Annotated in this window: 23 protein-coding genes and 1 tRNA gene; 5 read left to right on the top strand and 19 right to left on the bottom strand. The window is 35.9% G+C overall.

What is annotated here, in order from left to right; all coding sequences use genetic code 11:
- Positions 1 to 2: 2 nt before the first annotated feature.
- Complete coding sequence (locus NPX36_RS03565) at positions 3 to 431, bottom strand: cold-shock protein (protein ID WP_257500051.1); 429 nt, start codon at positions 429 to 431, stop codon at positions 3 to 5.
- Positions 432 to 467: 36 nt separating this feature from the next.
- Entirely contained in the window at positions 468 to 1,589 is a 1,122-nt protein-coding gene (locus NPX36_RS03560) for a DEAD/DEAH box helicase (protein ID WP_257500050.1), read from the bottom strand.
- 137 nt (positions 1,590 to 1,726) lie between these two features.
- Between NPX36_RS03560 and NPX36_RS03555 the strand changes: the two genes are divergently transcribed.
- Positions 1,727 to 1,882 carry a hypothetical protein gene (locus tag NPX36_RS03555; protein ID WP_257500049.1) on the top strand — a complete coding sequence of 52 codons (156 nt, stop codon included), beginning with the start codon at positions 1,727 to 1,729 and terminating at the stop codon, positions 1,880 to 1,882.
- A gap of 154 nt (positions 1,883 to 2,036) precedes the next feature.
- Complete coding sequence (locus tag NPX36_RS03550; protein ID WP_257500048.1) at positions 2,037 to 2,522, top strand: hypothetical protein; 486 nt, start codon at positions 2,037 to 2,039, stop codon at positions 2,520 to 2,522.
- Between the two features lie 31 nt (positions 2,523 to 2,553).
- Here the strand turns inward: NPX36_RS03550 and NPX36_RS03545 are convergent.
- Positions 2,554 to 2,633 (bottom strand) — tRNA-Leu (locus NPX36_RS03545).
- A 146-nt stretch (positions 2,634 to 2,779) separates the two neighbouring features.
- Here NPX36_RS03545 and NPX36_RS03540 point away from each other — a divergent pair.
- From NPX36_RS03540 to NPX36_RS03530, 3 genes are all read left to right on the top strand, one after another.
- A complete protein-coding gene (locus tag NPX36_RS03540) occupies positions 2,780 to 3,721 on the top strand; it encodes a ribose-phosphate pyrophosphokinase (RefSeq protein ID WP_257500047.1) in 942 nt (313 codons plus the stop codon).
- Between the two features lie 27 nt (positions 3,722 to 3,748).
- Positions 3,749 to 4,351: a 50S ribosomal protein L25/general stress protein Ctc gene (locus NPX36_RS03535; RefSeq protein WP_257500046.1), complete on the top strand. Its 603-nt coding sequence runs from the start codon at positions 3,749 to 3,751 to the stop codon at positions 4,349 to 4,351.
- Between the two features lie 317 nt (positions 4,352 to 4,668).
- Entirely contained in the window at positions 4,669 to 5,019 is a 351-nt protein-coding gene (locus tag NPX36_RS03530) for an FEKKY domain-containing protein (RefSeq protein WP_257500045.1), read from the top strand.
- A gap of 104 nt (positions 5,020 to 5,123) precedes the next feature.
- On the opposite strand, the gene NPX36_RS03525 is transcribed toward NPX36_RS03530, so the two are convergent.
- The 16 genes from NPX36_RS03525 to NPX36_RS03450 form a co-directional block, all read right to left on the bottom strand.
- The gene (locus NPX36_RS03525) at positions 5,124 to 5,519 is read right to left on the bottom strand and encodes a hypothetical protein (RefSeq protein ID WP_257500044.1); all 396 of its coding nucleotides are present in this window, start codon (positions 5,517 to 5,519) and stop codon (positions 5,124 to 5,126) included.
- Positions 5,520 to 6,950, bottom strand: coding sequence for a pyruvate kinase (pyk, locus tag NPX36_RS03520; protein WP_257500043.1), 1,431 nt, complete (start codon positions 6,948 to 6,950; stop codon positions 5,520 to 5,522). It abuts the gene before it with no gap.
- A gap of 1 nt (position 6,951) precedes the next feature.
- Positions 6,952 to 7,467, bottom strand: a complete 516-nt coding sequence (locus NPX36_RS03515) for an IPExxxVDY family protein (protein ID WP_257500042.1) — start codon at positions 7,465 to 7,467, stop codon at positions 6,952 to 6,954.
- A gap of 157 nt (positions 7,468 to 7,624) precedes the next feature.
- On the bottom strand, positions 7,625 to 9,781 hold the full coding sequence (locus tag NPX36_RS03510) for a GPI inositol-deacylase (RefSeq protein ID WP_257500041.1): 2,157 nt from the start codon (positions 9,779 to 9,781) through the stop codon (positions 7,625 to 7,627).
- Between the two features lie 66 nt (positions 9,782 to 9,847).
- Positions 9,848 to 10,774, bottom strand: a complete 927-nt coding sequence (locus NPX36_RS03505; RefSeq protein ID WP_257500040.1) for a hypothetical protein — start codon at positions 10,772 to 10,774, stop codon at positions 9,848 to 9,850.
- 70 nt (positions 10,775 to 10,844) lie between these two features.
- The gene (locus tag NPX36_RS03500) at positions 10,845 to 11,420 is read right to left on the bottom strand and encodes a DUF6252 family protein (protein ID WP_257500039.1); all 576 of its coding nucleotides are present in this window, start codon (positions 11,418 to 11,420) and stop codon (positions 10,845 to 10,847) included.
- A gap of 20 nt (positions 11,421 to 11,440) precedes the next feature.
- Complete coding sequence (locus NPX36_RS03495) at positions 11,441 to 12,022, bottom strand: DUF6252 family protein (RefSeq protein ID WP_257500038.1); 582 nt, start codon at positions 12,020 to 12,022, stop codon at positions 11,441 to 11,443.
- A 135-nt stretch (positions 12,023 to 12,157) separates the two neighbouring features.
- Positions 12,158 to 12,691, bottom strand: coding sequence for a DUF6252 family protein (locus NPX36_RS03490; protein WP_257500717.1), 534 nt, complete (start codon positions 12,689 to 12,691; stop codon positions 12,158 to 12,160).
- A gap of 59 nt (positions 12,692 to 12,750) precedes the next feature.
- On the bottom strand, positions 12,751 to 13,335 hold the full coding sequence (locus NPX36_RS03485; RefSeq protein WP_257500037.1) for a DUF6252 family protein: 585 nt from the start codon (positions 13,333 to 13,335) through the stop codon (positions 12,751 to 12,753).
- A gap of 20 nt (positions 13,336 to 13,355) precedes the next feature.
- Positions 13,356 to 13,946: a DUF6252 family protein gene (locus NPX36_RS03480; RefSeq protein WP_257500036.1), complete on the bottom strand. Its 591-nt coding sequence runs from the start codon at positions 13,944 to 13,946 to the stop codon at positions 13,356 to 13,358.
- A gap of 20 nt (positions 13,947 to 13,966) precedes the next feature.
- Entirely contained in the window at positions 13,967 to 14,512 is a 546-nt protein-coding gene (locus NPX36_RS03475; protein ID WP_257500035.1) for a DUF6252 family protein, read from the bottom strand.
- A gap of 215 nt (positions 14,513 to 14,727) precedes the next feature.
- Positions 14,728 to 15,279 (bottom strand): DUF6252 family protein, encoded by a 552-nt coding sequence (locus tag NPX36_RS03470; protein ID WP_257500034.1) that lies wholly within the window; start codon positions 15,277 to 15,279, stop codon positions 14,728 to 14,730.
- 257 nt (positions 15,280 to 15,536) lie between these two features.
- Positions 15,537 to 15,683, bottom strand: coding sequence for a hypothetical protein (locus NPX36_RS03465; RefSeq protein WP_257500033.1), 147 nt, complete (start codon positions 15,681 to 15,683; stop codon positions 15,537 to 15,539).
- 76 nt (positions 15,684 to 15,759) lie between these two features.
- A complete protein-coding gene (locus NPX36_RS03460; RefSeq protein WP_257500032.1) occupies positions 15,760 to 16,215 on the bottom strand; it encodes a hypothetical protein in 456 nt (151 codons plus the stop codon).
- Positions 16,216 to 16,312: 97 nt separating this feature from the next.
- Positions 16,313 to 16,831 carry a hypothetical protein gene (locus tag NPX36_RS03455; RefSeq protein ID WP_257500031.1) on the bottom strand — a complete coding sequence of 173 codons (519 nt, stop codon included), beginning with the start codon at positions 16,829 to 16,831 and terminating at the stop codon, positions 16,313 to 16,315.
- Between the two features lie 40 nt (positions 16,832 to 16,871).
- Positions 16,872 to 20,273 carry a hypothetical protein gene (locus NPX36_RS03450; protein ID WP_257500030.1) on the bottom strand — a complete coding sequence of 1,134 codons (3,402 nt, stop codon included), beginning with the start codon at positions 20,271 to 20,273 and terminating at the stop codon, positions 16,872 to 16,874.
- Positions 20,274 to 20,384 lie beyond the last annotated feature (111 nt).

The raw sequence follows: 20,384 nt of genomic DNA, 5'->3' as shown, positions 1-20,384 counted from the left end.
GTTTACTTTTCCAAGTCGATTGCTCGAAAACCTTTTGGAGTCATTTCTTTTTTAAAACTAATTTTATCGTGTTTATTCACTGCGATTGTTGTTTGACCAATGTGGAAAAATATACTGTCGCCGGTTTTTTCTTCGGTAATAAAACCATAGCCTTTGTCGCTTAAATAAGTTACAATGCCTGTGAAAACAGCATGTTCATCTATTGCTTGGTTTTTTGCATTTTTTTGTGCTTTTGCCAAATCTTCCTCTTTATTTTGAAGGTGAGGTGGCACTGATGTGAAATTTCCGTTTATATCAACATATACAATCATATCGTCGAGGCTTTTGCCTTTATTGTTGTTTGTTTTACGGTCTTCGCGTCGTAATTGTTTGTCTTGTAATTTTTTTGTTTTTTTCTTATTATTTTCTTTTTTAGAAAAAGAATCGGCCATACTTTTATCGTTATTTTTAAGTTTATAAATAGGGTATTAGTTTGCAACAGTTAGTACCGGCATGGTAAACCCAATTAGTTTTTGAATGTTTTTTAGGTCTTTCTTTTGTTCGTCATCGCAAAAAGAAACGGCGGTGCCAGAATTTCCTGCTCTGCCGGTGCGTCCAATTCGGTGTACATACGTTTCGGGAACATTGGGCAGTTCGAAATTAATAACATGCGGCAGTTCGTCTATATCAATCCCGCGTGCGGCAATGTCTGTTGCAATTAAAACCTGAATTCGGTTGTTTTTAAAATCTTCTAGCGCTTTTTGGCGGGCATTTTGCGATTTATTTCCATGAATAGCGGCGGCATGAATGCCCGTTCTTTTTAGTTGTTTTACCAATTTATCGGCGCCGTATTTTGTGCGTGCAAAAATTAAAGAACGCTCAATAGATTGCTCTTGCAGAATGTGAACCAATAGATTTAGTTTTTCTGGTTTTTCTACAAAATACACCCCTTGTTTTACAGTTTGTGCGGTAGAAGAAACAGGAGTTACGCTAATTTCGGTTGGATTTTGAAGAAAGCTGTACGCAAAATTTCGTATTTCTTTAGGCATAGTAGCAGAGAAAAGCAAACTTTGTCTTTTAGTGGGTATTTTAGTTAGAATTTTCTTTACATCGTTCACAAAACCCATGTCTAGCATTCGGTCGGCTTCATCTAGTACAAATATTTCAAGTGAACGCAAATTGATGCATCCTTGCGCCATTAGATCCAATAACCGTCCGGGTGTGGCAATAAGCACATCGGTTCCTTTGTTTAATTGTTTTAGTTGGTTGCCTTGCGGTACACCACCAAAAATTGCCAAATGATTTATAGGAAGAAAATTTCCGTAGGTGCTGAAATTATCGCTTATTTGTATTGCTAATTCGCGAGTGGGTGTTAAAATCAGTGCGCGAATAGCATTTTTATTGGTTGGTGTTTTTTGGCTAAGTAGTTGTAAAATAGGAATAGCAAATGATGCTGTTTTTCCAGTACCTGTTTGTGCGCAACCAATCACATCTTTTCCGTTTAATATAGGTGGAATTGCTTGTTTTTGTATTTCGGTTGCATTGGTATATCCTGCTGTTGCTACAGCTTTTAGGATATTGGGTATAATGTGTAATTCTTTAAAAGTCATAATATATTGTGCCCGTGGGCTGGTATTAAAATGTTTTATGGGTTTTATTTAATCAATAAACGGAATTTATAAATCATAAAATTTCAAGCAAAATGTGTGTATGTCATTTAATATAAATCAAATGGAATATCAACCCTATGAAAGAAGTTTTTTTCATGAAAAATAATCGTTTTCAGTTTGCCAGTTGTGTGGTTCATAATATTATGGTATTGGTGGCAGCTGAAAAAAAGCAAAAACTGAGAGAAAAAAATGCTTTAAACTATTCAGAAAAGGCAATAGGCAGAAGCCTGTGATGTAAATAAAGTACAAATGTACAATAAATTATTTGATTTTCAGACAAATATACTTTTTATTTATTTTTTAAAGTGTTTTTTTTTAAATTGATAGATAAAATTAAAGTTTTAAATTAAATTTAGAAATTATTAAAAATGTTTTAAAAAAACAACCATGCATCGAATCACCTATCTGCGGAAAGTGCCTTTCACAAAATATTTAATATCCTTTTTATTGTTCGTGTCGGGATTGTATTTTTTAATTTATCAAAATATATTTTTTGGATTACTATTTGCGGTGATTGGATTTGGTTTGATGAAAACCGAAGGCTCGCAAATTGATTTTCAAACCCAGAAATATCGAAATATACAGTCCATTTTTGCAATCCACGTTGGCAAATGGAAGCCTTTACCTGTTTTTGATTATGTATCGGTTTTTAAAACCACAGAAGGTAAAAGAATTAGCGTGGCTACTGCCTCCACAGTCATGCGCGAAGAAATATATGAAGTGAATTTGTTTTATGAAAACAGCAAACGAATCACTTTTTATAAGACAACCAACAAAGAAGACGCATTTAAAATGGCAATGAACTTTCACCGCTCTTTGAATCTAAAAGTGCTCGATGCCACAAACGCTCAAAATGTTTGGGTAACTACATAAAAAAAGCCCAACTTTTCAGTTGAGCTTTCTGTACCTGAGGTGGGAATCGAACCCACACTCCGAAGAACACGAGTTTGAGTCGTGCGCGTCTACCAATTCCGCCACTCAGGCTTTTTGCTTGAAATTGTGATTGCAAATGTAAGTACATTTTCAAATAAAACAAATAAAAATCTAAAAAAATGTGAGCAACATCAAAATTATTTCTAAATTTGCACCCACAATACAACAAGCAATAATAACTACTAAATTAAGCAACAATGAGTTACTTTGAACCTGAAGCAAAAGTGTTTGCATGTTCGCAGAGTAAAGAATTAGCAGAAAAAATGGCCAAGCATTACGGAGTAGAGCTAGGAAAAGTTACCTTTTCGCATTACAGCGATGGTGAATTTCAGCCTTCATTCGAAGAATCAATCCGCGGATTACGCGTGTTCTTAGTATGCTCTACCTTTCCAAGTGCAGATAATTTAATGGAATTATTGTTAATGTGCGATGCTGCCAAACGTGCGTCGGCTCGTCATATTACCGCTGTAATTCCTTATTTTGGATGGGCTCGTCAAGACCGTAAAGACAAGCCACGCGTGCCAATAGGTGCTAAATTAGTAGCAAAAATGCTAGAAACAGCCGGAGCAACTCGTGTAATGACTATGGATTTACACGCAGACCAAATACAAGGCTTTTTCGAAAAACCAGTAGATCACTTATATGCATCAACCATATTCTTGCCGTATGTGCAATCATTGGGTTTAGAGAATTTAACCATTGCATCACCCGACATGGGCGGTTCTAAACGCGCTTATGCCTATGCAAAATATCTAGAAAGCGAAGTAGTGGTATGTTACAAACAACGCAAAAAAGCAAATGTAATAGACACCATGGAGCTTATCGGAGACGTAACCGGTAGAAACGTAATTTTAGTAGATGACATGATTGATACAGGCGGCACTCTTGCAAAAGCAGCCGATGTAATGATCGAGCGTGGCGCATTAAGCGTACGAGCAATTTGCACACACGCCATTTTATCAGGCAATGCCTACGAAAAAATAGAAAACTCATCACTAACCGAATTGATCGTTACCGATTCTATTCCGTTAAAAAAACAAAGCAGCAAAATACGCGTATTAAGCTGTGCCGAATTATTCGCAGACGTGATGCACATGGTGCAAAACAACACATCAATCAGCGATAAATTTATCATGTAATTTTTTATTAATTTTTATATATTCAAAATGAAATCAATTTCAATTAAAGGACAAGAAAGAGAAAGCGTGGGCAAAGTAGCTACAAAAGCCGCACGTAATGCTGGATTGGTTCCTTGCGTAGTTTACGGAGGAGAACAACCAGTGCATTTTACAGCTGAAGAAAAAGCGTTTAAAAACTTGGTGTACACTCCAAACGTACACACAGTTGCAATTGATTTAGACGGTAAAAAAATTGATGCTATTCTACAAGACATCCAATTTCACCCAGTGTCAGACAAAATTTTACACATCGATTTCTACCAATTACACGAAGATAAAGAAATCACTATGGAAGTTCCTGTAAAAGTAGTAGGAAACTCTAAAGGTGTAATGGCAGGTGGTGTATTGCGTTTAAACCAACGCAAATTAAAAGTGCGCGCTTTACCGGCAAACTTACCAGATTTCGTAGAAGCGGATATCACCGAATTGGAAATGGGTAACAAATTATACGTTACAAAGTTGCCAACCGAAAACTTTAAATTGTTACACCCAGACAACACGGTTGTTGCTCAAGTTCGTATCTCTCGTGCGGCTATGAAAGCTGCTCAAGAAGCTGCAAAAGCAGAAAAAGGAGCAAAAAAGAAAAAATAATTTCAACCTTTTATACACAAAAGCCTCGATTTTTCGAGGCTTTTCTTTTTTTATATTATTTCGGCAAATCCCTTTGGACTAGGCTTTATGTTAAAAAATTTATGCTTATAATTTCCAAAAAGGATTTCTACTGCACTTGAGGTTTTAGTCGAATTGACTGAAGGTAATCCCTTTTGTAAAATGAACCTTCCACAAAAACCAAATTATACTATAAGGTTTCACTTTATATTTTTTCGTTCTTTACATTCAATTTTTTTGTTAAAGAAATATATTTTTTAGTATTTTTATAAAATAACAACAATCAAAAACAATCGGTTATGAAACTTATAGTAATACTTATCTTTTTTGTAAGCTTAAACATTTACAGCCAAGATTATAAAGTAACTCAAAAATCCCACAGTGTATCAACAATTAAAGGAGATACAATAAAAACTCCGGTAAGTTTTATTTTATTTGGAATTGCAGACCACAGCAACTCCGAAAGTGCTCTTTCTTTTAAAAATAAGTTTGCAGTTGGTTTTCGGTTTGAAAGTTGCGTAGTTTTACCAACAGATTTAAAACGAGCGGAAGAAAACAACAGAGAAATAGCCAAACAATTAACACAAAAATTTGGAGTGGCATGGCTTAAAGAACTTCCTTTTTCAATTCCTGGAGTTGAAAATAGCTAACCCTTTTGGGCAGCAACCTGCAGAACACTTGGTGTTTTTCGACTAAAAAATAAAAAGCCATTCTCGGTTAAGAATGACTTTTTGTTGTTAGATGTTAAATATTTTTAAGGTTTTAATCTATTATTGGCTTCGAGATAATTCTTAAATGTTGAAAGATCCCTTAAAGATTCTGTATCATTAAATAAAACTTCACAGCAATGCATACCGCTAATAAACTTTTTTTCTCCGTCGGGAAATTCATAAATTGTTCCCCCTTTATCAGATATAAGATGATGGCTTACAAACCAAAATTTAACTTTTTGCGCATTATTCAAACTAATAATTCCATACTCTACACCGCTATTGCTTAAATTGGATTGCAACCAGTTGTTTTTCGGTTTTAAATCGGAAAAATCAAAATTTTCTTTTGCTAACCTTTCTTCTAAAAATTTTTCAGATTCAGAAGAGCATGATATGCACAATAGCATCAAACCAAAAAATACAGAATTTCTTACCTTCATTTACTCAATTTCAGAAACTCGAATCGTGTTTACCATCCCTTTTTCAATTAATGGCATTGAAGCTAAATTAATCGTGTAATCGCCTGGTTGCACATAATTGTTTTCTTTAGCAATTTGGTTAATGTCTTCAATCGTCACATCGGTACTTTCGTATTTGTCATACCAAAAAGCAGTAACGCCCCAAAGCAAGCTCAACTGCGTTAGCATGTGTTTGTTTGATGTATAAGCCAAAATGTGTGCATTTGGTCGCCAAGCCGAAATTTGGAACGCTGTGTAACCAGAATTGGTCAAGGTGTTAATTACTTTGGCTTCGATATCATTTGCCATAATGGCTGCGTGGAAACAGATTGATTTGGTAATGAAGCGTTTGGTTTTTATTTTTGGATCATTCACCGGTAGTTTAATTAAATCGGAATCTTCCACACTGTTGATGATTTGTGTCATCCGTTCAATAACTTGCACTGGATAATTACCCACCGATGTTTCGCCTGAAAGCATTACCGCGTCTGCACCATCCATTACCGAGTTGGCAACGTCGTTCACTTCTGCACGAGTAGGCGTTAGGCTGGTGATCATGGTTTCCATCATTTGAGTGGCAATTATAACCGGAATACGCGCATATTTTGCCTTGTGAACCAATTGTTTTTGGATGAGCGGTACTTCCTGCGCCGGAATTTCTACACCCAAATCGCCACGCGCCACCATTAATCCATCGCAATGCGAAACAATTTTGTTGATGTTTGCCACTGCTTCGGGTTTTTCTATTTTTGCAATAATCGGAATTTTGTGATCCGAATGTTCTTCAATCAATAAACGCAAATCCTCCAAATCGTCTTCCGTTCTTACAAACGAAAGGGCAATCCAATCCACACTTAATTTAATGGCAAATAAAGCGTCTTTAATATCTTTCTCGGTCAATGCCGGTAACGATACCTTAGTGTTGGGTAGATTAACGCCTTTTTTGGAACGCAAAGGCCCGCCTTGCACCACCACCGCTCTCACTTCGTGTTCGCGATCGGTATCCAAAACGTTGAAAATCAGTTTGCCGTCATCAAGCAAAATACTTTCTCCGGGGTTCACGTCCTGCGGAAAGCTTTTATAGGTCATATACACTTTTTCGGCTGTTCCTAAAAACTCTTCTTTAGTTGAAAAAGTAATGATGTCGCCTTTTTTAAGAACCACTTCGTCTTTCATCACACCTACGCGCAATTTGGGTCCTTGTAAATCGGCTAATATCGAGGTGTTGTACTGAAACTCTTCGTTTAGCTCACGGATAATTCGCACCTTGTCTTCGATATCAAAATAGTCTGCATGCGAAAAATTGATTCTAAAAACATTCACACCTGCTTCAATCATTTGTTTAATAATTTCTTTGGTGCTACAAGCCGGTCCTAAGGTTGCGACTATTTTTGTTTTTTTTCTTGGTAACATATTAAAAAATTAAATTTTTTTGTGTTTTTATACTTAAAGAATCCCAGTCCACTAAAAAATGCGTTGAAAGGTTCTTTATATCTTGCAGTTTTTCCAGCAATTCTTCGGGGTTAAAGAACAGATCTGCATTTTCGATTAAAATAAAAAAATCGATGTTTTTCCATTCGTTTACTAAATAATTGGTGGCAGTAAACAAGGTGTTTTCGTTGGTAAATAATGAATAAGGTTGTTCGGTGATGTTTTCAGAATGATTGGATTTGTTTTCTAAAAGCCGCCAAACCAAATGGTTTTTTGTGTCCTGAAACGCAAAGGTTCTAAAATAAGCCACGCCGGTGTCGGTAGTCAAAGAAATATCATCTGTTGCTTTTTCAAAACGAACCGATAAATGCCTATTGAGCAAATACGCCATTTTGTAATCGGGAATATTTGATTTTAAAGCAATAAGAATCGTTTCATCGTCTGCATCATCAATGAAATCTAACTTATGTAAAATTTCGTTTGTATTTTTTTTAACCATACTCATTCTTTAACAAAATTACAAAAATTATACGGTTTTAATGAAGCATAGTTGCGATTTAATTGTTTTTTAATGTTTGATGCGCTGTTTGTAAATTAAAAAAGCCTCTGCAATAGAAAGCTATTGCAGAGGCTTGCCAATAAAATTAAGGTTGTTTTTATCTTGAGATGCTTAAATTAAGAACTTCAAAACTTCCATTTTTCATATCAATATGTACTTTGTAAATTCCATTTGTTAGGTGTGCTACATTTGTACTTCCACCTTGGTTCGTTATTTCAAATTGGTGTACTCTTTGTGCTTGTAAATTATATATAAATACATCTGTACGATTTCCTGGGAATTCAACTACTGGAGCACTTTCAACTCGCATAATATTTAATACATCGCCTGTCGTAGGATTAGGTGCAATTTCAAATCCTGGCATTCCTGGATTGTGTTGGTGTGACACATCTAATGAAATATAAGTTGAACAACCACACTCATTACATGCGCGTACTTTTATTTGCCCACTTCCTGATAGGGGCGACCTTACAGAAATTATATTTGAATTAGCTGTTGAAGCTAATAATTCCCAATTCTGAGGTATATCCGTAGGAACACCTAACTGACTTACAAGTTGATAGTTACCAGGTAATATCCATTCGTAATAAGTTGCTCCCGTTGTATTAGGTGCAGTATAAGTTAGTGGGAAACTGAATTGTTGATTACCATTTGTTTGAATAACATTCCATCCTGCGATACTTCCTATCATGAATGGTGTTCCGGCATGGACATTTTTACTTAGTGTTACCGCACCACAAGTACTTGAATTAATCGTTACAAGAATGCTTTTAGGGTTTATTCCTCCATTATCTTTTACAACTAAATTTGATGTATTTTGACCTGAAACTATCTGCAATCCACTTACAGACCAATTGATAGTAACTCCTGCTAATTCGGGAATACTGTAGGTGTAATTAGCTCCATCGCATATAAAATCAGAACCTGTTATTTCACTTTCTCCACAGAAAATAGAACAATCTGTAACAAGCTGATTATTGTTAGAGTTTCGTGCAGCATTCAGTTCACTTGCAAGCCATTGTCCGTTTCTTGGGTTAAAAGTAATATGACGAAAATTATGATAGTTGTCATTTATTGGATTAAAATCAGTTGAAAAATTAGCAAAAGGAGATGAGTAGATTCCTGTGGGTGGAGTAGCGCCTACGTAGCTTGCACGTAGATTGTTACTGCCTATTGTATGAATGTATTTACCGATATCTAAGGCACTGGTTGTTGGTATAAAGTTAAACCGCGGTTTAATATTATAATCAACTATTCCGGTATAATTAAATTTAGTAATTTGGTCAACATTTGTATCATCATAAATTTGAAAATTTCCACCGCCAAAATGGCTAAATTCTGTTCCTGAGCGTGAATAAGCATCTTTATGAAAAATATTTGTATTGTCGTTAATCACAAATAAAACCTTTTGATGATAAGTTAAATCTGCATGATACACATGTTGCTGTAAACTTGCTGTTTCACTCATTGTTTTTGCCCATAAATCTAAGGTAAGTTTTTTCTTAGATGATATAGTAGCCTTTAACCCTGTTAAGAAAACATTCCAATCTTTGAATAACCAAGCTCCGTAAGCACCTGCAATGGGACCAATAGCGCTACCTATAACATCGCTTAATATTGTAGGTTTATTGCTAAAATGAATGTTTAATAAGTTGGCATTGGGCTGAACATCAAATTGTGTAGCACCACATTCGCTTCCGTTGCTTAAAGCAATATTTCTTGTCAATGTTGGATAACCTCCATTGCTATTCATTGCTCTTAAAGCTGTGTAGAAAGCATAATGCTCAGAGTTGTTGTAGCTATAATTACCCGCAACCCAATATCTTAAAAGTTGTTTTGAAGCGGGTTGGTCTAACATACCCACAACATTATTCATTTTGTTAATGAGATCTTTGGGTATTAGCTTTAAATTTAAAATTCTTGTACCCGATTTTACTTTAACATACATTTGCGTTAAGTGACGGTACATAAACTGGTAACTATCCGGAATGTTTGCTCCCTGATGTGGTGCATCGTGCGAAATAAACAAATTGGTTTCGTGTGCCAAACTGTTATTTTCCATATCGGTAAGTGCATACCGTGTTACCACACCGCCCATACTTTGCCCAATAATAACGTTAGGTTCATTGCCTTGTTTGATGCTGTTTACCCATTTTATGGCTTCTTCTAACGCATAAGCGTTGCGTTCCATATAATCCATACCGTTGATCCAATCTACATAAATAATGTCATATTCACGTCCTGCATTAAACAAAAGATTTCGTAAATCATTACTTCCAAATTCTACCCCATCTCTAAAAGTTCCAATATTTGTAGTCCCTTATTTACTTTCAGGGTCAAAAAGGTTCCCGATATCAAAACCTTCTACCACAATCAACGGATTGTTGATGATACCGTCGCCCGAACAACGGATTGTAAGGTTCAGCTCTCCGTATTCGCCTAAATGTGCTTTGGTTGCCGTAACTTTTCTAGTCATATTCCACATTCCGCAGTAAACACTTCCGGTAACAGGTATAGGGTTTTCCCAATCAACAATACCAATCACAGATCGGCTGTCAAGTGTTAGTCCGCCGGAAATCCTAATTCTGTACCGCCATTCTTTGTCGCCAGGGGTTGCATAGGTTACCGCAATAGGTTGATTAAAGGTAACGGTTCTGAAACCCAAGCCATCGCCAAAATCAATCTGTATGTTTTCAATGTTTTCAAGCAGGTTGCTTTTAAAAAGAGAAGACGGCAGCTTCACGTTCATTTCTTTTCCGTAAAAGGTTTTAAAGCCCGGGGCAATACCCACAGTATAATTTTCGGTATAAGGATTTTGCCCGGGTACATCTATCAAAGCTCCGGAACCGTTTACCATAATCTGTTCTTGCTGGTACGCATCTTCTTTAAACAAATTGTATTTAAACAGCATCCCCGATAAAATAACTTCATCGGTATTACGTGCAGACAACCATTCTTCTTCGTATTCGTCAGGGATTTGAAGGTTGTACAAACTTTCGTTGGTTTCATCCACAATACTTGAAAAAATGGTTTTGTAAATACTTTTAACCGTTCCGCCGTTCACATAAAGCGAATCTGGTAAGTCAGTACCGTTAAAAGTTTCAATATCCGTAAACGGAAAACCTGCTTCGTACAAAATACCCGTGGGCACTTTTGTTGGGTCTAACTGACCGAATCTCATCACCTGATTCTCAAAGAATGCGGTGCTTACCTCTTCTTGTGCATTTGCAGTAAAACAAATACACATTAGTAGTATTACGCTAACCTGTGTAATTTTTTCTTCATAATGACTTAATATTTAGAGTTAAAATTCTTTTCTATCCTGCCCAGCCTTCAAATACCATATCAAAACGCCCCTCGCGGATTTCTACTTTTTTGCTTTGCTCATTAACCGCATCAAACCAAAACGTACCCGATATTACATTGTTTGTTTTATCCAATTTGGTTATATGAAGTTCGCCTATATATTCGTCATTTGTATCATAAAATTGATAGTCATTTCTATCAAAAACTCTATACCCCCCAGAATGGTCACTGTTTTCTGCTTGTAAAACATATGTATTCCCTTCTTCGAGAAAGGTATTTGAACTATATACGACCACAGATTCTGTTCCGTTAGCAGTAATATTGTCATTGTTTTTAACTACATTAAATACTAAAGAAAAAGCATCATGGAAATATCCGCAATAAGGGTTACTACTGCCTGTTAATTGTCCTTCAGGTAAAAAAGCTTTACCATTAACCAAACAACCTACTTTGTTGGCACCTGTTTGGGTAGCAGGTGGCAGCTTTTCTATTTCGGTAGGTTCCGGTGTTGGTTGCGGAGCTTCGTCATCTTTGTAGCAGGCTATAATCAATAGAGCTACTGCAAATAGTAAAAATATTTTTTTCATAATAATTTATTATTTTGTTATTAAACTTTTCCCGCCCAGCCTTCAAATACCATATCAAAACGTCCCTCGCGGATTTCTACTTTCTTTCCTTGTTCGTTTACGGCATCAAACCAAAACGTACCCGATATAATATTTTTTTCTTTATCTAATTTGGTTATATGAAGTTCGCCATTTATCTCATTAGTAGTTTCATAAGTATCAAAATTAGGGAAATTTGTGATATCATAAATTGCTGACTGATTGCTACTGCTATTTTGTATTTTGTATTTTGTATTTTCTTCTAAAATTACATTAGAACTATATAAGGCAATTGATTCGGTTCCATTACCTGTTATATTTTCTTCATTCTTTACAATACTGAAAACTAAAGAAAGTTTATCATGGTAATACCCACAGTAGGGGTTGCTACTACCAGTTAGTTGCCCTTTAGGTAAAAAAGCCTTACCGTTAACCAAACAACCAATTTTATTGGCTCCGGTTTGGGTAGGTGGTGGCAGCTTGTCTATTTCGGCTATTTGCGGTTCTGGTTGTGGTGCTTGGTCGTCTTTGTTGCAAGAAACAAAGAAAGCAATGGTTGCTAATATAAATAGTAGTTTTTTCATAAAAGTAGTTTTAATTTGAAACGTAAATTAGTAAAAAAATAACTAAAAATCAAAACTTTAATAAAAAATTTTTTTTAAATCAACGTTTTATATTTATAACACTTGGTTTTATTGCTGATTTAGTTTAACGGTATATTATCCTGCCCAGCCTTCAAATACCATATCAAAACGTCCCTCGCGGATTTCTACTTTCTTTCCTTGTTCGTTTACGGCATCAAACCAAAACGTACCAGATATAATATTTTTTTCTTTATCCAATTTGGTAATATGAAGTTCTCCAGTGTATTCTGTATTAGTTTCAAAACTCTGAAAGTTATTTATCCTATTGATTCTATATGCACCAGAATGATTACTATTGTCAGCACGTAGAACATATATCATTCCTTCTTCAAGAATAATATCCGAACTATACACAGCCACTGATTCTGTACCATTTCCGGTAATATTATCCTCATTTTTAGTTATTCTGAATACTAAAGAAAAAGCATCGTGATAATATCCACAGTAAGGGTTGCTACCACCTGACTGCCCAACGGGCAAAAAAGCTCTACCGTTTAGTAAACAGCCTACTTTATTGGCTCCTGTTTGTGTTGCAGGTGGCAGCTTTTCTATTTCGGTAGGTTCCGGTGTTGGTTGCGGAGCTTCATCGTCTTTATTGCAGGCTATCATCAATAGAGCTACTGCAAATAGTAAAAATATTTTTTTCATAATAATTTATTATTTTGTTATTAAACTTTTCCCGCCCAGCCTTCAAATACCATATCAAAACGCCCCTCGCGGATTTCAACTTTTTTACCTTGTTCGTTTACGGCATCAAACCAAAACGTGCCCGATATAATATTTTTTTCTTTATCCAATTTGGTTATATGAAATTCGCCTACTTGCTCTTCGGTAGTGTCGTATCTATCTGATTTAGGCGATCTTTTTGTTATTAAATATCCTGCTCTTTGATCATTAATTTTTAATGAATATGTTTTACTTTCTTCTAAAATTACATTACTGCTATGAATAGCTATGGATTCAGTTCCTTCCATAGAGGTATTATTTTCATTTCTTACAATAGAAAAAGACAAAACAAAAGCATCGTGATAATATGCACAATAAGGATTTGGATTACCACCTGTGGGATTAGTGCCACTTGGCAAAAAAGCTTTACCGTTTAGCAAACAGCCTACTTTGTTGGCTCCTGTTTGCGTTGCAGGTGGCAGCTTTTCTATTTCGGTAGGTTCCGGTGTTGGTTGTGGAGCTTCGTCGTCTTTATTGCAGGCTATAATCAATAGAGCTACTGCAAATAGTAAAAATATTTTTTTCATAATAATTTATTATTTTGTTATTAAACTTTTCCCGCCCAGCCTTCAAATACCATATCAAAACGCCCGTCGCGGATTTCTACTTTTTTACCTTGTTCGTTTACGGCATCAAACCAAAACGTGCCCGATATAATATTTTTTTCTTTATCTAATTTGGTAATATGGAGTTCGCCCGTATGATTTTCAGTAGTTTCATAACTGTCAGGATTAACTATATTATTGTAATGTGTATAAACAGCAGAGTGATTACTTGCTGACACCTTTAATAAATATGTTCTCCCTTCTTCTAAAATTATATCGCTGTTATAAAGCGCGATAGTTTCAGAACCTAACATTGAAGTGTTATTTTCATTCTTTACAATAGAGAAGGCTAATACAAAATTGTCGTGATAATAAGCACAATAAGGATTTGGATTACCACCTGTGGGATTAGTGCCACTTGGCAAAAAAGCTTTACCGTTTAGCAAACAGCCTACTTTGTTGGCTCCTGTTTGTGTTGCAGGTGGCAGCTTTTCTATTTCGGTAGGTTCCGGTGTTGGTTGCGGAGCTTCGTCATCTTTGTTGCAGGCTATCATCAGTATAGCTACTGCAAATAGTAAAAATATTTTTTTCATAATAATTTATTATTTTGTTATTAAACTTTTCCTGCCCAGCCTTCAAATACCATATCAAAACGTCCCTCACGGATTTCTACTTTTTTACCTTGTTCGTTTACGGCATCAAACCAAAACGTGCCTGATATAATATTTTTTTCTTTATCTAATTTGGTTATATGTAGTTCACCTGTATGGTCTTCATTCGTTTCATAACTTTGGGAATTAGTTCTACTGATAATACTGTACACGCCAAAATGGTTTGTATTGTCCATTTTCAAACTATAAGTGTTATTTTCTTCCAAAATTATATCAGTGCTATATACACCAATAGATTCCGTTCCGTTTCCTGTAATATTATCCTCATTTTTAACAATCCTAAAAACTAAAACAAAGGCATCGTGATAATATGCACAATAAGGATTACTACTGGAAGGTAATTGTCCTTCAGGTAAAAAAGCTTTACCGTTTAGCAAACAGCCTACTTTGTTGGCTCCTGTTTGTGTTGCAGGTGGCAGCTTATCTATTTCGGTAGGTTCCGGTGTTGGTTGCGGAGCTTGGTCGTCTTTGTTGCAAGAAATAAACAATGCGATAGTAACTAAAAAAGCAGGGTGTTTTTCATAAGATTTTGCTTTGTTTAAGCTGAAATAGCTATTTTTTTATTTAAAACAAAAAAAATAAAATAATTTTTTAAAGAATATTTTATTTCTTTTTTAAGCATTTGTTTATAAAATGTACTATTCATTGGTAAATAACGTTAAAGCATTGTTGTTTTATAATTATGCCAATGCTTTAAACAGTTTCACTGTGAAAAGCGGGTATCGAAACGCCCGTCGCGAATTTCTATTTTTTCGCCCGTCCAAGGGTTTTGTATATCAAACCAAAAAGTACCTGAAACAATTTCGTTTTGTACATCAAATTTTGTAATCGTCATTTCACCAGTGTAGGTTGCAGTGGTTTTACTTCTCTCAATGGTATTACTATTAAAGTCTACAACATCTGCTCCCGCTCCGTATCCAGGATTATTACTATTTAGAATGTATGTATTATTACTTTCAATAGGTGAATTTCCAAGATTAGATAGAAAAATACTCCAAATTAAACTAGTTTTTTTTCTGCCTGTAATAACAAACCCATATCCGCCATTTACCCACTGGTAATAGCTGGTTACTTGGCTGTAGTCTTTGCAAATATACGGTATGCCATTCACGGTACATGCTAACATAACAGCACCGTTTTGGGTGGCAGGTGGTAGTTGCTCAACTGGGTTTACAGGTGTTGGGGTAGGGTCGTCGTCTTTGTTACAAGAAATAAAGAGAGCAATGATTGCTAATATAAATAGTAGTTTTTTCATAGTGGAAGTAATTTTAATTGGAAAACTAATGTGGTAAAAATTAACTGAAAATCAAAAAATTAATAAAAATAATAAATAAAATTTAATACTAAAGTGTCTTATATGAGTAATATAAGTTCTATTTGGGCGTTCCCGGCTTTTTAGTGAGCCGGTCGGGCTTTCCGCTATATCTTTTATCGGGGCTTTGAGTGCCTCAGCCACCGATAAAAGGATGCCGCTGCAATCCCTAACGCAAGCGAAGTTGAAAATTGCCCTTGTTAAGATCGTTTAGTCCAACGAATTCCAATGCTCCATAAAAGTACGGTTATTACTATTTTAATAACCGAAAAAGCAATGTATCCTACGTTGTATCCAATTTCATAACTATTAGACTCAGCTTTAAACATAGTAAGTAATACCTTCATAAATTTAGGCAGAAGTGCAATGAAGCTAAAGCTTAAAACAATTGCAATTACTATAAAAATATATCCGAAAGTCTTCTTAGTTGTCATCAACCATTCTTCTTACTTTTATTATATTTTGTTCATCTGTATCATCAAAATTAGTGTTCCTTGTTCCGTCAAAGCTTAAAATCATCACAAAATTATTTTCATTAATCAGCTTGATTGCACCTAAAATCCTACCTTTTTCATCATTGTCCATAAGAGCAATTAAATCAATTTCTATGGGATTTTTATCTGCATCTATAGAATATTTCAATTCCCCTTTCTTGCCATTATTCTTACCACCTTTAACGATAAAGTTTTTTCCGTCGATGAAATCTCCGTTAATTGTTATTGAAATATAGTTGTCTTCAGATAAAATTAAAGGACTTTCGTTGTTCCAAAAATCTATTGCTAACCAATTTCCAATAAAAACATTTGGTTCATTTTGTGCATTAGATGTTTTACTAACAAACAGAATAGCAATCAGCAAAAGTTTAAAAAAGTGTTTCATTATTTCTAATTGTAATAAAAAAAAACCTACGAGGTTTTTAAAACCTCGCAGGTTATAATTTATAAATCTGTCTTATAGCTAAAGGCTAAAAACTTAATTATGGTAATGGTTGCCCAACCGAAATATCGCAACGGTGACCTGGTTGTCCGTGTGCCGGGTTTGGTTTCCCTTTCATTCCCGGAGCTGTTTGTTGGGGTGGCATTTGTTGTTGTGGCGCTGCTTGTTGTGGTGCTCCTTGGTTGTTGCCGCTGCCTAAAAATCCACTACCTTGACCAGACGGTGCCGTTTGTGCTGCTTGCTGTTGTGCACCTTGTCCTGGAGGCGAGTTTAATGGCGCGCCCACTGGAATATCGCATCGGTGACCCGGTTGTCCATGTGGTGGATTCATGCCTGCTGCCGTTTTTGTATCGGTAGCAGCCGTATTGGTTGTGGTAGCCGGAGCTGCATGATCATGGTCGTGACCTTCACCTGGGGCATGGTTGTGACCTGCATGCGGATCCGCCGGAGCAGTTTCTGTGGTTGTGGTAGTTTCTGTTGTGGTTGCTTCTGCCTTTGTATCTTTACAAGAAATCATTCCTAAAGCAGCAAATAATGCAATAATTGTTATTTTTTTCATGCTTAAAATTCTAATTAGTAAACAAATATAAGCATTTTGTTTAAAAAAATGCACGCAATTGAATACTTCCTGTGTGAATGGTTTTTGCGGTTTCGCTCGTTCGTCCTTGATAACTTATGTTGGCATCTAAATACTTGGTTAAATTGCGTTGAAATAGTAAGCGCCATGTGATATTTTTTCCGGGTTGCAAGCCTTCCAACATTTGATAAGCCACTGCCGATAACGGATTGCCCGAAAATTTGTTGTTGTAAAACGAAAATTCTCCGTTTAGTGTAAATTTTTGCGACGTACTCCAATTAAATGCCGTTCCAATGCGGTGTTGTTCCAATGTTTCTAAATCGCCTTGAACATTTTCTTTATCTTTCCATTCATAAAACAATTCCACACGTGCATTTTGCGAAAACAAATAACTTATTTTTGGATTCAGGGTGCTGTTGTGCAACAAATAGTTTTTAGAACCGTAGTTTTCTGATATGCTTTCTACTCGGTCTAATTTTGTGGTTAATTGTGCCAGCCACCACTTGTTTAACAAATGCTGAAATTGCACTTGATGCGTGGTGATTTTATTGTCTAAACTACCAAAATTCATCAGGTTTTTTGCCCGGTTGTTTATCAAGGAATAGATGGTTGTGTATTTTTGTTTTCCGCGGTTGAAATAAATAGAATTGCGAATATTTGCATTTTCTGCCACCAAATCATCTGATGAAGATCCAAATGGGTTCCACGCAATTCCGTTGCCATCTCTCAAAATGCTTCGATCGATTATAAAAGAAGATTGCAAATGAAACTGACTGGCAAATTTTTTAAAACCGCTTTCGTTTTGCCAAGTGCTAAAGTTAAAATTAAAAACTTGCGTTAATTTGGTTTGGTGTGTTTTTACAAAAGTTTGGTTGGGCAAAAACATCCGCACATATTCTGCCAAATCGGGGTAAGGCGCAATTTCAAACTCTTCCAATTCCTGAATTCCATTGCCATTGTAATCGTTCCACATGTGCGTTCCCAAGCCGGGATCTACCTTAATATATGTAAACTCTTGCTGTGCCACAGCTCCCGATGAGGTTTCGTAAATGGTGTTGGTTTGTATTAGGTTTTTTAAATAACGATCGTTGTAGGTAATGCGCGAATTTAGTGTGGGTTCAACCAAGCCGGTGTCGGTATATTTTAATCGACGGTAATTTGCATAAACAGACAAATCGCTGGTTTGGGTTTTAAAAAGCTGTGATTTTACATAAAACGAATGCGCGTTGGAAACATTTCGCAACACATTATTCTGCAACGAATCGTTTACACGGAATTTATAACCAATTTCCACGTATGTTTTCAAGGTGTCGCCACGACCAACAAACGCATCCATTTGCGCGTATTTTTGTGATAAGGTTTGAAATTGCTGTGTGGCTACATCTTTTACCTGATAATTTTCTAAATCTAAACGCGAACCCGCCCAATTTTTGTTTTTGGTATAAACCGCTTGTGTTTTGCTTCGGGCAAAATTGGTGTTGTAAACCGATCCTTTTGCAGCTAAAAAGCTGGTGTTGGTGTTAAACTGGAAGTTTTTATATTGATAGGTACCCATCAAAGATTGTTTGTGCCCAATGTAGCTGTTGCTGTATTCTAATCGACTGTATTGATAGGTTAAAGCGCTGTTTTCGTTTGGTGAAATTTTAGAGCCAAAAGTGAGTAATGATTGATTACCAAAAGTGTTTGACACATTCCAATCTCGATCAAATTCAATCGAATATAAACGTTCAATGGTCTTGAAATGTTCAGTTACCAACTGCACATTTCCAAAAACATCAATTTTCCATTTATTGTTTAAAACTCTGTGTGTGGCATTTACATTGGCGGCAATGCCTTTGTTGTCTTCATTGTCAATTGGCGAAAATAGGTTTTGGTCGTGGTTGCTAAACCCAAACTCAAAGTCAACCTGTGAAAAATCTTTTGGTTTGTATTGCCCCATAACGGTTGCCAATGTTAAGCGCATAGGAGCAATCAACTGAATTAAAGGTTCATAATCACCTTGTTGCACACCATCTATGGGTTCAATAAATTCATATATTTTACCAATACTTGCCGAGCTTGCCAAACGATAATTTCCGTTGCTTGGCCCCACATAGCTAAATGAAACTGCGTATAAAGTATCGGTTGGGGTGTTGGAATATTGATAAAATTCATAGCCGTTTTGATTGACTTTTTTGTACAACGTTTTGTTTTCAGAATACGTATCAGGATAGGCAGACGGAGCCATCATCAACGCCAAACTGTCTCCGGCTTGCTTCAGAATATCCACCTGCTCTTTGTTGAGGTTTTGCTGTACCGGTTGATTTTTAATATCGGTTTCATTATAAACATATCCGGCAATATTCCAGTTTTTGCGTTCGTGTTTTATACCGCCATAACCCAAAAATCGGGCATAATTTCTATCGGTAAACTGATATTCAACTACAATACGCATTTCGGCCGTAATTGGGAAAAGTGTAGTAAAGCGAATTTCACCTGAATTGTAATCAATCACATAATCATTTTGTTCGCCGCGGGTTAATTTACGTCCGTTTACAAAAACCGATTCCGACCCCGAAATAATCAAAATATACAATTGATTGTTACTTCCTTTTAATTTATACGGACCTTGATTGCCTTCCTGACCAATGAATTCGCTTTTTGCATACTGTCCGCGAACCAAAGCAGCTGCTGTTTCAATAGTGGTTTTGCTTTTGTCGTTTTCAAATTTTAAGGTACCTGAGATTCCTTGTACTTTTTTATTGAAATTTAAGAAGCGGGAAGCTCTGTTCTCTAAAAACAAATCGCCGGCTTTAATGCTCCAATTAGTTGAAAACAGTTCCATAAAAATCTGATCGAACTCATCCATTTTTTGAGAATAGCCGCCGTTTTGCAAAGGAACATTACTGTCTTGTAGCGATGCCCGAATTTGAACTTTATCTGATAAATTCCCCACAATCTGCAAATCGAGATTGGAATTGGTTACCAGATTTTGATTGTTCCCTACGGTAATTCCCCTTGAGATACTTCCGTTGGTATTCAAGCCCTCGAAAGGCGTAAAAGTATTTGCTTGTTTTTCGGGAACCGAGAATACATATGCCCCTTCTTTGTTGGGGATAACTCGTTTGGTATCGTAAAGTGCGTAGGTTTTGGTTAAAAAATCGGGATAATTGAGATACGAAACCGTTAATGTATCGTGTATGGGTTTTTTAAAAGTGATGCTAGCTTTGTTGAAATCTATTGAAAAATGAGCGGTGTCGATAGCAGTTCCTTGATTGTTGGTGATTTGAAAATAGTTTTTGTTTAAAGCCACCGTATCGATATATACAACAGTTGTCAATGAATCAACGGTAATTTTTTTTGTTTGATACAGCGTGTTGCGTTCCTGTGCATTGACCACAGAAAAAAACAACAAACACCATAGAACACACAAAAACTGCTTCATTAAAGATATAACTACAAAACATCAAAAATAGTGTATTTTGTGGTGAAAGTTTTAACTAAAGTCCATTTCCTTTGTTAAGAAATATCTTATTTGCACGGATGTTTTTTTTAA

Source organism: Paenimyroides aestuarii, from assembly GCF_024628805.1.
GTDB classification, from domain to species: Bacteria; Bacteroidota; Bacteroidia; order Flavobacteriales; family Flavobacteriaceae; genus Flavobacterium; species Flavobacterium aestuarii_A.
This window is presented reverse-complemented; position numbering and strand designations above follow the sequence as displayed.

Bases quoted from the DNA above. Each gene is read 5' to 3' on its own strand.
- NPX36_RS03565 (WP_257500051.1), bottom strand. From the start codon at position 431: ATGGCCGATTCTTTTTCTAAAAAAGAAAATAATAAGAAAAAAACAAAA.
- NPX36_RS03560 (WP_257500050.1), bottom strand. From the start codon at position 1,589: ATGACTTTTAAAGAATTACACATTATACCCAATATCCTAAAAGCTGTA.
- NPX36_RS03555 (WP_257500049.1), top strand. From the start codon at position 1,727: ATGAAAGAAGTTTTTTTCATGAAAAATAATCGTTTTCAGTTTGCCAGT.
- NPX36_RS03550 (WP_257500048.1), top strand. From the start codon at position 2,037: ATGCATCGAATCACCTATCTGCGGAAAGTGCCTTTCACAAAATATTTA.
- NPX36_RS03540 (WP_257500047.1), top strand. From the start codon at position 2,780: ATGAGTTACTTTGAACCTGAAGCAAAAGTGTTTGCATGTTCGCAGAGT.
- NPX36_RS03535 (WP_257500046.1), top strand. From the start codon at position 3,749: ATGAAATCAATTTCAATTAAAGGACAAGAAAGAGAAAGCGTGGGCAAA.
- NPX36_RS03530 (WP_257500045.1), top strand. From the start codon at position 4,669: ATGAAACTTATAGTAATACTTATCTTTTTTGTAAGCTTAAACATTTAC.
- NPX36_RS03525 (WP_257500044.1), bottom strand. From the start codon at position 5,519: ATGAAGGTAAGAAATTCTGTATTTTTTGGTTTGATGCTATTGTGCATA.
- pyk (WP_257500043.1), bottom strand. From the start codon at position 6,950: ATGTTACCAAGAAAAAAAACAAAAATAGTCGCAACCTTAGGACCGGCT.
- NPX36_RS03515 (WP_257500042.1), bottom strand. From the start codon at position 7,467: ATGGTTAAAAAAAATACAAACGAAATTTTACATAAGTTAGATTTCATT.
- NPX36_RS03505 (WP_257500040.1), bottom strand. From the start codon at position 10,774: ATGTGTATTTGTTTTACTGCAAATGCACAAGAAGAGGTAAGCACCGCA.
- NPX36_RS03500 (WP_257500039.1), bottom strand. From the start codon at position 11,420: ATGAAAAAAATATTTTTACTATTTGCAGTAGCTCTATTGATTATAGCC.
- NPX36_RS03495 (WP_257500038.1), bottom strand. From the start codon at position 12,022: ATGAAAAAACTACTATTTATATTAGCAACCATTGCTTTCTTTGTTTCT.
- NPX36_RS03490 (WP_257500717.1), bottom strand. From the start codon at position 12,691: ATGATAGCCTGCAATAAAGACGATGAAGCTCCGCAACCAACACCGGAA.
- NPX36_RS03485 (WP_257500037.1), bottom strand. From the start codon at position 13,335: ATGAAAAAAATATTTTTACTATTTGCAGTAGCTCTATTGATTATAGCC.
- NPX36_RS03480 (WP_257500036.1), bottom strand. From the start codon at position 13,946: ATGAAAAAAATATTTTTACTATTTGCAGTAGCTATACTGATGATAGCC.
- NPX36_RS03470 (WP_257500034.1), bottom strand. From the start codon at position 15,279: ATGAAAAAACTACTATTTATATTAGCAATCATTGCTCTCTTTATTTCT.
- NPX36_RS03465 (WP_257500033.1), bottom strand. From the start codon at position 15,683: ATGAAGGTATTACTTACTATGTTTAAAGCTGAGTCTAATAGTTATGAA.
- NPX36_RS03460 (WP_257500032.1), bottom strand. From the start codon at position 16,215: ATGAAACACTTTTTTAAACTTTTGCTGATTGCTATTCTGTTTGTTAGT.
- NPX36_RS03455 (WP_257500031.1), bottom strand. From the start codon at position 16,831: ATGAAAAAAATAACAATTATTGCATTATTTGCTGCTTTAGGAATGATT.
- NPX36_RS03450 (WP_257500030.1), bottom strand. From the start codon at position 20,273: ATGAAGCAGTTTTTGTGTGTTCTATGGTGTTTGTTGTTTTTTTCTGTG.